Source organism: Rhodococcus sp. UYP9 (assembly GCF_040547235.1).
In the GTDB taxonomy this organism is placed as follows: domain Bacteria; phylum Actinomycetota; class Actinomycetes; order Mycobacteriales; family Mycobacteriaceae; genus Rhodococcoides.
The window spans coordinates 1-14880 of the sequence record NZ_JBEPPH010000013.1 but is presented as its reverse complement, the minus strand read 5'-3'; the positions used below and the strand labels follow the sequence as shown (position 1 = coordinate 14880).

General features: G+C 61.4%; 18 protein-coding genes and 1 riboswitch. Of the genes, 12 read left to right on the top strand and 6 right to left on the bottom strand.

From position 1 onward, the window contains the following. Positions 1-429: 429 nt before the first annotated feature. Positions 430-870, top strand: coding sequence for an HIT family protein (locus tag ABIB36_RS21745; RefSeq protein WP_084346473.1), 441 nt, complete (start codon positions 430-432; stop codon positions 868-870). Next, a complete protein-coding gene (locus tag ABIB36_RS21740) occupies positions 867-1505 on the top strand; it encodes a Type 1 glutamine amidotransferase-like domain-containing protein (protein WP_084346474.1) in 639 nt (212 codons plus the stop codon). The genes ABIB36_RS21745 and ABIB36_RS21740 overlap by 4 nt, the downstream gene beginning before the upstream one ends. On the opposite strand, the gene ABIB36_RS21735 is transcribed toward ABIB36_RS21740, so the two are convergent. After that, positions 1502-1813, bottom strand: a complete 312-nt coding sequence (locus tag ABIB36_RS21735; RefSeq protein WP_084346475.1) for a hypothetical protein — start codon at positions 1811-1813, stop codon at positions 1502-1504. The genes ABIB36_RS21740 and ABIB36_RS21735 overlap by 4 nt on opposite strands. Positions 1814-1937: 124 nt before the next feature. Here ABIB36_RS21735 and ABIB36_RS21730 point away from each other — a divergent pair, with 124 nt between their 5' ends. The 3 genes from ABIB36_RS21730 (at position 1938) to ABIB36_RS21720 (ending at position 4503) form a co-directional block, all read left to right on the top strand. Then, positions 1938-2531, top strand: coding sequence for a DUF3558 domain-containing protein (locus ABIB36_RS21730; protein ID WP_256895563.1), 594 nt, complete (start codon positions 1938-1940; stop codon positions 2529-2531). Positions 2532-2540: 9 nt separating this feature from the next. After that, a complete protein-coding gene (locus tag ABIB36_RS21725) occupies positions 2541-3053 on the top strand; it encodes a DUF3558 domain-containing protein (protein WP_084346477.1) in 513 nt (170 codons plus the stop codon). Positions 3054-3120: 67 nt separating this feature from the next. Next, complete coding sequence (locus tag ABIB36_RS21720; protein ID WP_084346478.1) at positions 3121-4503, top strand: FAD-binding oxidoreductase; 1383 nt, start codon at positions 3121-3123, stop codon at positions 4501-4503. Positions 4504-4520: 17 nt separating this feature from the next. Here ABIB36_RS21720 and ABIB36_RS21715 read toward each other — a convergent pair whose 3' ends face one another. Then, positions 4521-6038 (bottom strand): ATP-dependent DNA ligase, encoded by a 1518-nt coding sequence (locus ABIB36_RS21715; RefSeq protein WP_084346493.1) that lies wholly within the window; start codon positions 6036-6038, stop codon positions 4521-4523. 62 nt (positions 6039-6100) lie between these two features. Further along, positions 6101-7660: a carboxylesterase/lipase family protein gene (locus ABIB36_RS21710; protein WP_354563562.1), complete on the bottom strand. Its 1560-nt coding sequence runs from the start codon at positions 7658-7660 to the stop codon at positions 6101-6103. Positions 7661-7748: 88 nt separating this feature from the next. Between ABIB36_RS21710 and ABIB36_RS21705 the strand changes: the two genes are divergently transcribed. The 5 genes from ABIB36_RS21705 to ABIB36_RS21685 all read left to right on the top strand — a co-directional run bounded on the left by ABIB36_RS21705 (position 7749) and on the right by ABIB36_RS21685 (position 11940). Beyond that, the gene (locus tag ABIB36_RS21705; protein WP_354563564.1) at positions 7749-8402 is read left to right on the top strand and encodes a hypothetical protein; all 654 of its coding nucleotides are present in this window, start codon (positions 7749-7751) and stop codon (positions 8400-8402) included. Between the two features lie 161 nt (positions 8403-8563). Then, a riboswitch (TPP riboswitch) is annotated at positions 8564-8663 on the top strand. Then, positions 8657-9397: a TenA family protein gene (locus ABIB36_RS21700; protein ID WP_354563566.1), complete on the top strand. Its 741-nt coding sequence runs from the start codon at positions 8657-8659 to the stop codon at positions 9395-9397. (Overlaps the previous riboswitch by 7 nt.) Next, positions 9394-10407, top strand: a complete 1014-nt coding sequence (locus tag ABIB36_RS21695) for an ABC transporter substrate-binding protein (protein ID WP_354563568.1) — start codon at positions 9394-9396, stop codon at positions 10405-10407. The genes ABIB36_RS21700 and ABIB36_RS21695 overlap by 4 nt, the downstream gene beginning before the upstream one ends. Beyond that, entirely contained in the window at positions 10385-11218 is an 834-nt protein-coding gene (locus ABIB36_RS21690; protein WP_084346482.1) for an ABC transporter permease, read from the top strand. Before ABIB36_RS21695 ends, ABIB36_RS21690 begins: the two co-directional genes overlap by 23 nt. Continuing rightward, positions 11215-11940 carry an ABC transporter ATP-binding protein gene (locus ABIB36_RS21685; protein ID WP_084346483.1) on the top strand — a complete coding sequence of 242 codons (726 nt, stop codon included), beginning with the start codon at positions 11215-11217 and terminating at the stop codon, positions 11938-11940. The genes ABIB36_RS21690 and ABIB36_RS21685 overlap by 4 nt, the downstream gene beginning before the upstream one ends. Positions 11941-11942: 2 nt before the next feature. On the opposite strand, the gene ABIB36_RS21680 is transcribed toward ABIB36_RS21685, so the two are convergent. Continuing rightward, positions 11943-12584 carry an FMN-dependent NADH-azoreductase gene (locus tag ABIB36_RS21680; protein WP_354563571.1) on the bottom strand — a complete coding sequence of 214 codons (642 nt, stop codon included), beginning with the start codon at positions 12582-12584 and terminating at the stop codon, positions 11943-11945. Positions 12585-12642: 58 nt separating this feature from the next. On the opposite strand from ABIB36_RS21680, the gene ABIB36_RS21675 reads away from it, so the two are divergent. Then, positions 12643-13008 (top strand): helix-turn-helix domain-containing protein, encoded by a 366-nt coding sequence (locus ABIB36_RS21675; protein ID WP_179142260.1) that lies wholly within the window; start codon positions 12643-12645, stop codon positions 13006-13008. Positions 13009-13015: 7 nt separating this feature from the next. Here ABIB36_RS21675 and ABIB36_RS21670 read toward each other — a convergent pair whose 3' ends face one another. Beyond that, complete coding sequence (locus ABIB36_RS21670) at positions 13016-13324, bottom strand: homoserine dehydrogenase (RefSeq protein ID WP_084346485.1); 309 nt, start codon at positions 13322-13324, stop codon at positions 13016-13018. Between the two features lie 239 nt (positions 13325-13563). Further along, positions 13564-14337, bottom strand: coding sequence for a hypothetical protein (locus ABIB36_RS21665; RefSeq protein ID WP_084346486.1), 774 nt, complete (start codon positions 14335-14337; stop codon positions 13564-13566). 134 nt (positions 14338-14471) lie between these two features. Here ABIB36_RS21665 and ABIB36_RS21660 point away from each other — a divergent pair, with 134 nt between their 5' ends. Further along, on the top strand, positions 14472-14777 hold the full coding sequence (locus ABIB36_RS21660) for a GNAT family N-acetyltransferase (RefSeq protein ID WP_084346487.1): 306 nt from the start codon (positions 14472-14474) through the stop codon (positions 14775-14777). The last annotated feature ends 103 nt before the right edge of the window (positions 14778-14880 follow it).

The window sequence follows — 14880 nt, the reverse complement described above, 5'->3', positions numbered from 1 at the left end:
CGACGCCTTTGCCGATCAGCGACGCCACGATTTTCGGAACCAACGCGACGCGACGCTCGCCCTCTCCGGACTCGCGGACTACGCCCACTCGCACCGGTTTACCTGTGCTCGTTCCTTCAGCGCTGGTGCCCGGTGTGCTCGGATTGTTCTCAGTGCTCTGCGATGTTTCCAAATCTCCGACTTTCGTGAGTTGATTGGCGCCTACGGTTTCGTCGAATGGTTACTTCATCCGCGCGACGAGGAGGCGAATCCATGCGACAAGGCACAAGGTTTCTGATGATAGCCAGAGTCGATAGATCTTAGGTAACCCACGCCACAGTAAGTTCCACCCAGAAGCGAGCGCGATGTATCGCGACGTGCGGGTATGCCACCCAACGTGATCGACGTCATAGGTGACCGGCAGGTAGAGGCTCGCCTACTGTAGACCCAATGATCGAGTGCGTTTTCTGCGGCATCGTCGAAGGCGACTTACCGGCGACGATCGTGTTCGAAACCGACGACGTATTGGCGTTTCTGGATATTCGCCCTGTAGCCAGGGGCCACATCGTGGTTGTCCCGAAATTGCACGCAGCTGATCTCGACTCGTTGGATCCAGCACTCGGCGCGGCAGTATTCGCAGCCGGTCATCGACTTTCACGCGCACTTCGACGATCGGACCTGAGTACCGACGGCGCCAATCTCGTCGTCAACGACGGGCGGGCCGCTTTCCAGACTGTCTTCCACACCCATCTTCATGTCGTTCCCAGGTGGACGGGTGACAAGTTGCGCTTCGCGGGAGGGTTCGTCTTTCGACGGTTGCGCAAACCGGAGGAGACCGCGGACGCGATCAGGGAGGGCATCGTTCGCTTGTCCCGAGAGGGTCGACCATGAAAATGTTTTTGGCGTCGTATCGATTCGGTGATCACGTCGAGAAGTTCCTCGGGTTGACGGGAACGCCGGGACGCATTGCGGTCATCGCCTCAGCTGTCGACGGATGGCCGAGCGCCGCCCGCCAGTCGGCAGTCACCACCGAAGTACGAGACCTGCGGGCGCTCGGATTCGATCCATACGAACTCGACCTCCGTTCGTTCATCGACCGCCCTGAGCAACTGGCGAAGGAGCTCGATCGCTACGGCACCGTCTGGGTCCGCGGTGGCAACACCTTTGTTCTACGTGCGCAATTGAGCCGCAGCGGGGCGGACTTCGCGATAGCACGTCGAGTGCGCGAGGGGACCCTCACCTACGGCGGCTACAGCGCCGGCGCGTGTGTCGTGTCGACCACCTTGCGCGGAATCGAGGCGGCCGACGATCCGGACGAGGTGTTACCGGCCACCGGCACCGAAGTTGTGTGGAACGGGCTGGGTCTGATCGATTTCGCGTTAGTTCCACATTTCGGATCGATCCTCGACGACAACTGTTCCGGACCGAAGATGGTCTCGCAGTACGAGCGAGAGAACATTGCGTACCGGACCCTGACCGACGAGCAGGTAGTCGTGATCGACGGCGAACTACCTATCTTCCTTTAACCGGACTGGGCAATGGGCGCGAGACGGTCGAGCGACGCCCATGCCATATCGCACCTTTTGCGGGTCATCTCGTCCGCGTCGATGAGAAGAGTGTCCAGGAGTAACCGAGGTTGTCGTTTCCACGTGATCTCCACGTGCTCGACGACCGCTCGATCGAAAAGGCCGGATAGCTCGAGCGCAACGATCCACTCGTGAACGTCACCACGATGGATCATCTCGATGGTGTCGTAATCGACTCCGCCGCCTTGGAATTCGTACGAGAAGATCGCGGCGATGAATGTCCAGGACTTACTGGTGGAATCCATCATGTTTCTCACCCTCCTTGGTACCCGGCCGAGTCGCCGAGCAGCTACCACTAGTGGTGGACGCTAGCCTCAACAGCCACCCGATTTCGTGTCGTCGCTGCATCAATCAGGTAACAGAGTGGCTGATGTGACAGATGTGACTCCAATAGCCAGGTCCTCTCCGCGTCGAATCCGCCGCCTCGGTATGGTTCTGCACGTGTGGAAGCGCGGAATTCCGTTCGGTGTCGCAGTGCTGGTTCTTGCTGCCACCGGCTGTTCCGCGGAGAACTCGGAATCCACTCTCGATTCGGCCACTTCTACGGCGGCCCCGACACCGGCCACGGAGGAGCTTTTCGTCGGAGAGTGCGGTTCGATGACAGACGAGCAGTTGGGTTCTATCACCGGAGTCCCCGGTATCGCCTCCTCCTCCAAGAATGGTGTCCGGTGCAGGTGGGAGGCACCCAATTCCGGTGCGTACGCCATGTTCACGTGGTATCGAGGTAGCCCGATCGACCGCGAACGATCCGTCGCCGCGCAGATCGGTCGCGAGATCGCGTACATCGATGTCGACGGACACCCAGGTTTCACCGCCAAGGGTGCCGATACGTCATGTGAAGCGGCAGTCGAATCCGGGGACGGATTTCTGCATTGGTCGCTGAACTATGCATTTGCGGTACCTCCTCGCGACAGCTGCGAGGTTGTCGAGGACCTGGCCCGCGCAACCGTAGCGAACGCGAAGTAGGTGAGAGCGATGAACCGAACTCGGACGCGAGTTGCCGTGGTGACAGCAACATTGCTACTTGCCGGCTGCAGTACCACCATCGAAGGAACCCCCACTCCTGCCGGATTGGGCGGCGATTCACAGTTCGACAAACTGCTGCAGGAATGCACGGCCGTCCCGAACGACAAGATCGCCGAATCCGTCCAGGCGGATGTCGTGGACCAGTACTTCTACGGCGCAGTCTGCATGTGGACGGGCACCGGGGCCGCAGGCTCGGTGGACGTCACATTCGCCTGGTTCGAAAACAATTCTCTCGGTCGTGAGCGGGCACTGGCCGAACAGCTGAACTACGCAATCGAACCCGTCACGGTTGCCGGTACAAACGCTTTTCTCTCACGCCGACCCGGTGATCCCGCGTCGTGTGGCATCACCGCCGCGTACACCGGCACCATTACCTGGTGGGTGCAGTATCGCGGCGGGACCGTCGACCCCTGTGTAGGTGCGACGAAGCTCGCCGAACTGACGCTGCAACGCAATCAATAACGACTCGCGATCCCCGTCCGACCCATACCCTCGACAGCGAGAGCCGAGATCGAGACGAGGATGAGCGATGAGTGAACCGATCGAACTGGATCCGCGGCTACTCGCGTTGAAGCGCTCGTTACCCGACGGCGCGGTTCTCACCGATCCTGATCTGACGGAGGGCTACCGCCACGATTGGGCCAAGGACCCGGATGCCGGAGCTCCGCTGGCGGTAGTTCGGACCACCTGCACCGTCGATGTGCAAAATGTCATGAAATGGGCCAGCACACACAATGTTTCGGTAGTTCCTCGCGGAGCTGGATCCGGACTGTCCGGTGGCGCGACGGCCGTCGACGGCGGAATCGTGCTCAGCACCGAACTGATGCGTGACATCACGGTGGATCCGGTCACCCGCATCGCGGTCACCCAACCCGGACTACTCAACGTCGAAGTCAAGAAGGCTGCTGCCGAACACGGGCTCTGGTACCCGCCGGATCCGTCGTCGTTCGAGATGTGTTCGATCGGCGGGAATGCCGCTACCAATGCGGGCGGTCTGTGCTGCGTCAAATACGGGGTGACCGCAGATTATGTGCTCGGTCTCGAGGTCGTTCTCGCCGATGGCACCGCGGTACGACTCGGTGGCCCGCGCCTGAAAGATGTTGCGGGCCTGTCACTGACCAAACTATTCATCGGCAGCGAGGGGACGCTCGGCATCATCACCGAGATCACCGTGCGTCTCATTCCGGCCCAACCGCCGGCCAGCACCGTTGTTGCGTCGTTCTCCTCGGTTCGTGACGCGACCACCGCCATCCTCGCGATCACCCGCTCGCTACGGCCATCGATGCTCGAATTCATGGATCGTGCGTCGATCGGCGCAGTCGAGGACGCGATGAAGATGGGCCTGGACCGCGGAGCCGCAGCGATGCTGATTGCCCGTTCGGACTCCCCCGGTGACGACCGCGCGCATGAAATCGAGATCATGGCGGCCGCGTGCACCGAGGCTGGTGCATCCGAAGTCTTCACAACCGACGATCCGGATGAGGGCGAGGCTTTCGCTGCTGCAAGGCGATTCGCGATTCCCGCTGTGGAACGTCTCGGCAGTCTGCTCCTCGAGGACGTCGGTGTGCCGCTCCCCGCGCTACCCGACCTCGTCGAAGGTATCGAACGAATCTCCGAAAAGTACGCAGTCCTAGTCGCTGTCATCGCCCACGCCGGAGACGGAAACACTCACCCGCTCATCGTGTTCGATCCTGCCGATGTCGATATGACACGTCGTGCCAACATCGCTTTCGGAGCGATCATGGACCTGGCACTGACCCTGGGCGGCACCATCACCGGCGAGCACGGAGTAGGCAGGCTGAAGAAAGCGTGGCTACCCGACCAGGTGGGAGCGGACGTCATGGAGCTCACTCAGCGGATCAAGACCGCCCTCGACCCCAGCGGCATTCTCAATCCCGGCGCAATCCTCTGACACAGCGCGGTATGCGCTCAGGTGGACGGCAGAAGGAGAGCGCGAACGGCATCGATCGTGTCGGCTTCAGCCAGTGTCTTGTCGGGCCGGTATCGGAGCACCCGGGCGAATCGAAGCGCAACTCCGCCTGCATAGCGGGTGCTCTTCTGCACACCGTCGAGTTCGATCTCGACGACAAGATCGGGATACACGTACACAGTGTGCTCATCACGTGAACTCTCGTGTTTCGGAAACTCCTCGGTCTGCCATTGCAGCAGTACATCGGTGAGCCCCTTGAATGTCTTGCCGACCATGATCGGATCCCCACCGCTTGGATCGCGCGCCCCGAGATGCAGATTGGACAGCCGGCCCGTCCGCCTGCCGTAGCCCCATTCCGCACCGAGTACCACCAGATCCAACGTGTGCTCGGGCTTGACCTTCTGCCACGTGCGGCCGCGTCGGCCCGCGGCGTAAGGCGCCGACAACGACTTGACCATCACACCTTCGTGCCCGGCGGCCAACGCCTCCTCGAAGTACCCGGCTACAGCGTCGGCGTCCGGGCGTACCACTGACGGAATCCGATGAATGGGTGCAACCTGTTCCAGCGCTGCCAGCCGGCGTTCGAGCGGTTCGTCCAGCAGATCCACGCCGTCGAGATGCAGGCAGTCGAAGAAGTACGGCTGCAGAAGCAACTCGTGGGCACTCTGGGCACCGAACCGACTCATCGTCTCCTGAAAAGGACGCGGCCTGCCACTGTCGGTGAGTGCGAGGGTTTCCCCATCGAGTACGACGCTGGTGCACGGCAACGCTCGGATCAACTCGACGAGCTCCGGCACGCTGTCGGTGATCTCCCGCAGGGTCCTGGTGTAGATATGTACATCTTCACCCGATCGATGGACCTGGATGCGAGCCCCGTCCAGTTTGTACTCCAAACTCACCTCGCCTGCGAATTCGATCCACGCCGCGGCCGACGACTCCGCGGGCGAGGCCAACATCGGACGCACCGGGCGACCCACCTCGAGTTCGAAGAGTGCCAGTGCAGTCTCGCCTCCGGCCAGCGCAGCGGACGCCGTTGCCGATAAATTCCCGGAGAGCATGAAAGCCCGTCGGACCGGGTCGATTTTCAGTCCCGCCGCAGCAGCAATCGCGTCGGTCATCACGCCTTCGAGTGCACCCTGGCGCAACTCGCCGGTCAGCAACCGAACCAGAAACACGCGCTCGTCACCCGTCGACCGCCCAAGAAGATCCGTCAGGACCTCGCGACGTCGGGCGGTCGAACCCGGACCGGAGGTCGAGGCAACCGTCGTGATCTTCGTATCGACCTCGGCGACGGTGAGTGTGCCCGCGGCGGACGGATCGACGTCGATATCGGCCAAGGTCCGCCAGCCCACGCCGATTCGGCCCTGCGGCAATTCACCGGACAGCCACGCCACCACGGTGGCGGTCTCCGATGGGTCGACCTCGGTGAGCAACAGCCGCAGCGCCTCGGTCTTGGCCTTACGGGAGCGAGTGGCACCCACGGCCAACGAGGTCTCGACGATTCGGATGAACAGCACCAGATGTAAGTATCCCGAAGTGGACCAGCTCAATCCACCTCGATCCACCGACCCTGGCAACGTCAGGTGAAGCCGAGCACCTGATCTCCCCATGCCGCGCGTAGAACGGCGTCCGGGTCTTCGACAAGAGAATCCTGGGTGTCGATGACAAGCGTGGAGCGCGTCGGCTCGACGTAGGGCGCCCAATGCTTCGCACCGTCGAGGGTGGCGGGGACTCCGTGCTGGGCGAAGGCGACCCATCGCTTCATCACACGCAGCGATACTGCCGTCGCTGCCTTGCGGCCACCGAGCCAGAATGTCGGATCTCGATTCAACGTTCCGAAATTGCCGAAGACATAAGGCAACTCGGTCGCGTGTCCCGCACCTATACGAGCAGCCTTCAGCATCGGTGTCGCATGATCGAATCGATACATCCAGACTGGCGCAAATCTACTGTGCGCGTCCGCGATCCACATCGTCGGCATTCGAAATCCAGCATCCCTCGACATCGCAAGTGCACCAGCCGATTTCGATCGATCCGGATAAGCCGACATGATTTCCGCGATCCGGAACGCCGGCAGATCCGAGTGATCGTTCGCGATCGCACGAAACATCTCCGTGACGGTGTCCGACGTGACCGGCATCAACGGTGACTTCATCAAGCGGAAGATCGATGCCTCGTCGTGATTCGTTCCGATGATCAACGGGATGCGGTGCGAGTATCCCTTCTGGAACGCTGCAACGGGATACCGCGGGACGACATCTCCGTCGACTACCGGCGCGAGCCCCAACGTGCCCGGCACCCGCGTCGGGACGTCGTAACACAGGGTGTCGCCCGCCTCGACGAGACGCATGAAGTCGACGGTTTTCAACTCCCCGATTCGATCCGGAGTGATATCGACGAGTTCGAGGAATCTCGTGGCCACGGCCGCCGCGCGTTCCGGTCCGTACACCGACGTCGCGGGCGCACTTTGCACGATAGCGCGGTGAAACAGCCCATCGGCCTTCGGCGAGGTCATCAGTGTCGTGACCGACGCGCCACCCGAGGACTCGCCGAACACGGTCACGTTCGACGGATCACCACCGAACGATTCCACGCAACGCTGCACCCATTCGAGTGCTGCGATCTGATCACGCAAGCCGAGATTCGTCTCGAAGACCGTCTCCGCTGTAGAAAACGACGACAAGTCGAGGAATCCGAAAGCCCCGACGCGATAGTTGACGGTGACGAGCACCAGATCACCGAGTTCGGCCAGCCGCCTGCCATCGTAAACGCTCTGCGCAGAGGAACCGAGCGAGTACGCACCGCCGTGAATCCACACCATCACCGGCCGAGGTCTACCGTCGGGCTCGGGTGCCCAAACATTGACCGACAGACAGTCCTCCGACATCGGGATCGTCGGATCGATCGGCACCGGATTAGCTTTGCCCTGGGGTGCCACGTCACCGAAACGTCGACAATCCCGGGTTCCTGCCCACGGTTCCACGGGCCGCGGAGACCTGAAGCGATGTTCGCCGGCGGTCGCAGCCGCGTATGGGATCCCCTTCCACACGAAGTGCGTGCCGTCGCGGTACCCGATCACGTCGCCGTCCGGAGTGTGCACCTGACATGTCCAAACGCCGTCTTGCTCGACTTCGGTCATGGCATTCCTCCGTATCCGACGTAGGCACATCCGATACTGGTCAAGGTACCAATTCCCGGGACCTATCCGTCCACTTTAAGCTGGCAAGATGAACCGACTACGCGCATGCGGCGCAGCCGTTGGTGCAGCGTCCGCCCTGGTTCTTTCCGGATGCGGTTCCGATGTCGACGGCAGCGCAACGGCGCCGCTTGCGACCGTCGACACCGACCCACCGTCGGTGGTCCGCACGACGCCCGCGACTGCACCCTCGCCGACGACATCGGCCGCCCCGACAACAACCACCTCGACGACTCCCGACAAACCGACGACGAGCAGTCCCCCGCCGACCGCCGACCCGTCCCAGTACAAGAGCACTGCCGGGTTCTTCTACTTCACCAGCCCGAGTGGCAAGTTCGAATGCGCGATCGTCGTGACCGAGACCTCGGTCGCTGGGTGTCACGGCGAGTTCCCCCGCTCGGCCCCGCGAGTGGCGGGAAGCGGTGCTCCAGAGTCTTCGGTGGCTCCCAACACCGTCGAGATCACTGCAGGATCCCCTGCCAGGTTTCTCAGCTCAGGCGATCCGCGCTTTCATCGGTTCGACGGGACTGCGAAGGAACTGCCGTACGGGCTCACACTCGCCGTACCCGGAAGTGGGCGTTCCAATGGGCTCGAATGCCGAGTCGAGGAGTCGTCCGGGGTCACCTGCCTGGATCAGGTCGGCCATGGTTTCACGGTGTCGGACAAGGCATTCGAGCTGAAGTAGACGCAGTTTCGAAAGAGTGTTTCGGCAGCGCGCGACCCCACCTCAGATACCGGCTAGGAATCCTCGGTAGACGAAATGTTGCGCGCCACCACCAGGCATCGAGGACCCTGCGACAGCCCGCTCGACACCGCATCGCCGACCAAGGGTGCTAGGGTCGGCGATGTTCTGACACGGGGTGCGTCCGTACATGCGGATGCTGAGATCACACCCGTCGAACCTGATGCAGGTAATGCTGACGAAGGGATGTCAAGGCGATGACTGCGCCTTTAAACTCGGTGGACTCTGTCCGCCACACGGATCTTATGTGGGGCTCGACATCTTCGTTGCGTCACGCGATCGACCAACTCGAATTTCTGACACTGCTGGGCGAGGGCACGCTGCCGCTCGACGCGTTCCGCAGATATCTCGAGCAGGATCGGCTGTACCTGGCGGGATACGCGAAAGCGCTGGCTATTCTCGCATCGAAAGCTCCGGACACCGCGACTGCCGCGTTCTGGGCCACCTCCGCGGCGAGCGCAGTCGAGGAGGCGACACTTCACGAGTCAATTCTCGTCGGTGATGCGCTCCCCCCGACGGATGCGCAGGCCATGCATTCACCAACCTGCCTCGGGTACGTCTCGTACTTGGTAGCAACCGCCGCCACCGAGCCCTATCCCGTTGCGGCGGCGGCGATCCTGCCATGCTTCTGGATCTACGCCGACGTGGCCGTCCGCCTGTCGGTATCGGCCGCACAGGTTCTCCACCATGATCCGGATCACCCCTACGCACAATGGGTTTCGACGTACGACTCGGAAGAATTCCGTGATGTCGTCGACTGCGCGCGCCTGCTGGTAGACGACGCCGCTCGGCTCGCTACCGATGCTCAACGAAGCGCCATGATCGACGCATTCGTCATCGCGACACGGTACGAATCGATGTTCTGGGACAGCGCACTTCACCCCACACAGTGGCCAACTTCCTCTTCCGAGATTGCCGCTTCGGAGGTAACACCGTGACACTTTCCCGAAAAATCGGCGCCCTCGCGGTAGCCGTCGTCACCGTCACATCGCTGACTTCGTGTGCACAATCCACCGACTCCGATACCATCCGCTTCGCACTCGATTGGACACCGAACACCAACCACACCGGGCTGTACGTCGCTTTACAGGAGGGATACTTCGCCGACGCCGGACTCGACGTCGAAATCCTGCCGTACAACAGCACCTCCCCGGACACTCTGGTCGACGCGGGCAACGCCGAGTTCGGCATCAGTACGCAGAGTTCAACTACATTCGCGAAAACCGCTGGAGCTCAAATCATTTCGGTACTGGCCCCGCTGCAACACTGGGCCACCGGAATCGGGGTGAAAGCCGACCGCGAAGACATACCGAGCCCGAAAGCCTTGGACGGCAAAGTCTACGCAGGCTTCGGTGATACCGGCGAGAAGGCCGGACTACGCCAAGTCATCCAGAACGACGGCGGCAAAGGTGAGTACGACACCGTCGTACTCGGAACCTCGGCCTACGAGGCCGTGTATTCGGGCACAGCGGACTTCACCGTGTCCTACCTGGCGTGGGAGGGTATCGAGGCCGAGCACAGCGGTACTCCGATGAAGTACTTCGACTACACCGACTACGGCTTCCCCGACGCCTATGCACTCACGGTCAACGGTAACGAGAACTGGCTGGCAAGCCATCCCGACGAGGCCAAGAAATTCGTCCAGGCGCTGCAACGCGGCTACCAACTCGCGGCAGACGATCCGGTCCGCGCCGCGCAGGACATCATCGATGCGAATCCGGGAGTCTTCACGGACGAGCAATTGGTCTTCGAAAGCCAGCAGATGCTCGCCGACCGCTACATGCTGGACGAGTCGGGCGCGGTCGGGCGACAGAACCTCGACAAATGGACCGAATATTCGAAATTCCTGTACGAAAACGGTGTCCTGGTCGATCAAGGCGGCAACGCCGTCGACGCCGAGCCCGACTGGTCCACCTACTTCACCGATGACTACCTCGGCGCTCAGTAGCGCGGCGTTCGGCGCAGTCGAACGGCCGGCGAAGCGTAGACCGCGAATCGGGGCTGCGGTCAGGTGGGCCTTGCCGTCGGTCACCATCGTCGTGGTGCTCGTCATCGGATGGCAGGTCTATGTCCAGCTCAGCGGGATCCGACCACAGGTACTGCCCTCGCCGTCGAGAATCGTGGCTCAGGGTTGGGCGCAGCGCGACGCCATCGCCGAGAATGCAGCAGCAACTCTCCAAGTCACCGTTCTCGGATTTGCAGTATCCCTGGTAGTTGCCTGGATACTTGCCGTCGCCGTCGACTTCTCACCATGGCTCCGACGAGCAGTGGTGCCGCTGTTCGTGATCTCGCAGACGCTTCCGATCATCGCTATTGCCCCACTGCTGATCATCTGGTTCGGGTTCGGACTACTTCCCAAGATTCTCGTGATCGCGCTCGCTACGTTCTTCCCCATGGCCATCGGCCTCATCGAAGGATTCGCGGCAGCCGATCGAGATGCGCGCGCACTCCTGGCGAGCATGGGCGCAACCCGCTGGCAGCAGTTTCGATATATTCGTCTGCCCTCTGCGATGCCCCGCTTCTTCACCTCGCTTCGTATCGGAATCACGTACGCCGTCGTGGGTGCCATCTTCGCCGAATACGCAGGAGCCAGCGCCGGACTCGGGATATACATGAGCCAGCAGAAGAACTCGTTCCGCACCGATCTCGTCCTGGCTGCGGTGCTCGTCACGGCCGTTATCAGCGTGACGCTCTTCCTGCTGACCTACGCCGTTGAACGCGTCGTCGCCCCCTGGGCGCAGGACAGTCGGCCGCGATGACGGCCGTGCATCTGTCCGGACTCACGAAGTCCTACGGCGACCGGCCAATCCTCGACGGGGTCAGCTTCGACGTCGAGCCTGGAGAGTTCGTTTCCGTCATCGGTCCGAGCGGCTCGGGCAAGAGCACAGTATTCAATATGATTGCCGGTCTCGATACCCCGGACAGCGGAGTCGTCGAGGCACCCCCGTGCGCTTATATGCCACAGAAGGACCTGCTGTTTCCGTGGCGCACTGTGCTCGACAACACGACACTCGGCCTCGAGGTTCGCGGGATGAGCAAGAAGCAAGCGCGGATCCAGGCGCAGAAACTCTTTCCCGCCTTCGGGCTCGAGGGATACCAGAAGGCGAGGCCCTCCGAATTGTCCGGCGGGATGCGGCAGCGAGCAGCGATGCTGCGCACGGTGATTCAAGAACGCGAGGTACTACTGCTCGACGAGCCGTTCGGAGCCCTCGACTCGCTGACCCGCACCAGCATGCAAGCGTGGCTGCAGGACGTCTGGCTCGACTACCGATGGACCGTCCTGATGATCACCCACGACATCCGGGAAGCTGTCTATCTCTCGGATCGGGTGATCGTACTATCGGACAAGCCGGCACATGTACGACGGCAAGTGACGGTATCGCTGCCGAGGCCACGAAAGCTCGACGTCGTCACGACACCGCACTTCGCTGCGCTGGAAGCCGAACTGATGGAGGTGTTGATCGGCAACCCCGGCCGCTGATCTCAGCCCAGCCGTGCCGCAAGATCCGCGACCGCAACCCACGCGGTGTCCAGGCTGTCTCTGGACCGAGGAACCAGGGTCGCCATCGCGGGTACACGGGTCGCCAACGTCAGATCGACCACGACAACGAACAGATCCATTCCGAGCGCGGCACCGAGAACCTGTTGTAACAGCGGAACGGCGTGATCGGTACCGAAGTCAGGTGTCCCCGCCCCGTACTCGTTGCCACGACTCGACACCACTACCACCGGCTTGCCTTGGAGTGGACGAGTCGGGCCGTTGAACGGAACCGTGACACCGGGAACATGGACATAGTCGATCCATGCTTTCAGTGTCGACGGAACCGACCAGTTGTACATCGGAGCACCGATCACCACGACGTCAGCCGAGATCACCTCGTCGATCAACGTTTTTTGCAATGCCTCTGCCTCGGGAGGCACAGCCTCGTCCGGCGTCCGCAAATGTGGGGCCCAATGCATCGCCGACGTCGGAAGATGCGGCAGCGGATCTCGGTGCAAATCGCGATGGATCACCGAGTGGTCCGGGCTCTGCTCATGCCACACATCCGAAAAATGTGCCGTGACCGCGCGTGAGACGGAATTACTCAGGTCGGCGGACGAATCGAGATGCAGCAACTGCGGCATGAAGCACTCCTGGGATCGAGGGGGTACCGAACAGGATATGCCGCAGTAGGGTTCAGACATGGACCACCGGTACATCGCAGCGGCGCTCTCACCTCAGGACGCGCGTCGAGTCACTTCGTCGATTTCCGATGCGGACGGACGAACTCCGCACCTGGCATTGGACGGAGCCGATCTCGATATCGACGAGTCCGGTCGGCGCGCAGTGATGGAACTACTCCGTCAACTCGCGTCAGGGACCGCTGTGACGATCGGACCGGTCAACGAGTTGCTCACCACTTCACAGGCGGCAGACCTTCTCGGAGTATCCGACACATATGTTCGCAAACTCGCAGACGCAGGGTCACTGGCCATCGAAATGCGTGGAACCCACCGACGCTTTCGCCTGGAAGACCTCATCCGGCATCGGGAGAAGTTCACACCCTAGCGTCGCGTCAGCCGGCTTGGCGTCCGAGCAGCTCCGACTGCAATGTCAAGAGATCACGAAACGCTTCCCCTGATGCTCGCCACAGTTGATGTGCATCGATGTAGTCGACACCGAGAAGATTGACGTCTCCGCGATATGCGCCCACGTCCACCGACAGCTTGCCCACAATGATCGCTATATCGCGATCGAGGTGTTCGCCATCCGATCGCTCCAGGTTCCGGAATTGCGAAGAGAAGTAGTCGGCCGTGATCCGATGGTCGACGAACTGCGCTACCAGAATCACGAAACGTGATGCGTGAAGGGACGACTGCTCCACTGGGCTGACCTCTCCTACAGGTCGACAACCCGCCAAGGTCGCCACAAATATTGCCGGCTCGGACCGGCGACAGTGCTGACGAAACTCCGCCATCAGAAAGATCGCATGAGTGGGGGTGTCGAGATTCGAATGCTAAAACCTGACCTGCGCCCAACGATAGCGACCTAAACACGACCCGATGCCGGTTATTGAGATCGTTGTGAGCGATCACAACAACCAGATCAGCGGATTCGCGGACGTTACTGCAGAGTTCCTAGAGGAAGTCGCTCTGGAGTATCCAATTCCCAGAATTTCCAGCCATCCCTGACCTCGATATCGCCGCTGATATGCGTGGCTACAGCGCTGGCAGCTTGCGTAGGATCGTCGAACCGTCGCCCCTCCATCGGCCCCTGCATGATCTCGAGGCGCTTGTTGGACGGGTCGAATCGGGCACTCAGACGGTAGCCGTCGAAATCGGCGACGACCCGGACCCGCAGATCTGGGATCTCTTCCTCAGCCGCAACAGCTTTCTTCGACGGGCCGCGACGCACGGCCGGCTTGGCCCGGTGAACAGCGGCAGCGCGAGCTTCCTCTTCCAGCTTTGGATCGGCAGCCGCATGCAGACCCAACAGCGACCACTTGTTGCGTCCGTGTTGGACTCGCCCGACCGCGATAGCGTGGTGACCAGTTCGAGTGCGAAGCGGCGAATCCTGTACCCACAAATCGACTTCGCCGCGAATATCAGCCGCCATCTCTTCGGAAGACACCATGAAGAACGACGGCTCGGAAGCACCCAGATCCACGAACACCCAGTAAGACGACCCGGTGTCGTCACTTGCCAACGACTCGTCCTGACGACGAGCCTTCCAATCGCCTACGGCCTTGGACCGCACCCGAACCACGCAGCTCGAACCGTCTACACCCCAAACCTGAACTGGATTACGCCGCGACGTCGTCAGCCGTTCGGCCCGACCGCCGCGCAATACAACAGCGCCGATGAAGGCCCTGATTCCCTGCTCCGATACATCTTCCACCTATGCCACCTCTGGTCTGCTTACCCGTGCAGATGATGAGAAGTGCCTACGACGGGTGGCGCGCACGACTCGTATATCCACCTCAGCCTAGTCGCCCAACCACCCCGACAGGAACCCGTGCACAATCGATCACTATGGAACACCGCATCGAACACCTACCAGAGCAGCATCGATTCGAGATATATCTCGACAAATCCCTCGCCGGATTCTCCGACTACCTGGAGTCGGACGGCATACGAACGTTCAACCACACCGTGACACTCCCCGAACATCGCGGCCACGGGCTCGCGGCGATATTGACAGAACACGTCCTCGAAGACAGCCGCGCAGGAGGGTTCTCCGTAATCCCGGCATGCTGGTTCGTACGGGAGTTCATCGAGTCGAGCGCAGGTCGCTACGACGATCTACTCCAGTCGTCCGAATCTCCCGGCCAGATATAGCCCCGCTTATTGCTTCAATGGTCCATTCATACGATCAGATAGCGTCGGTGCGCCATCGAAGCAGTGCCGTCGACGGTGTCGATGACGACAGGAATGCCGATGA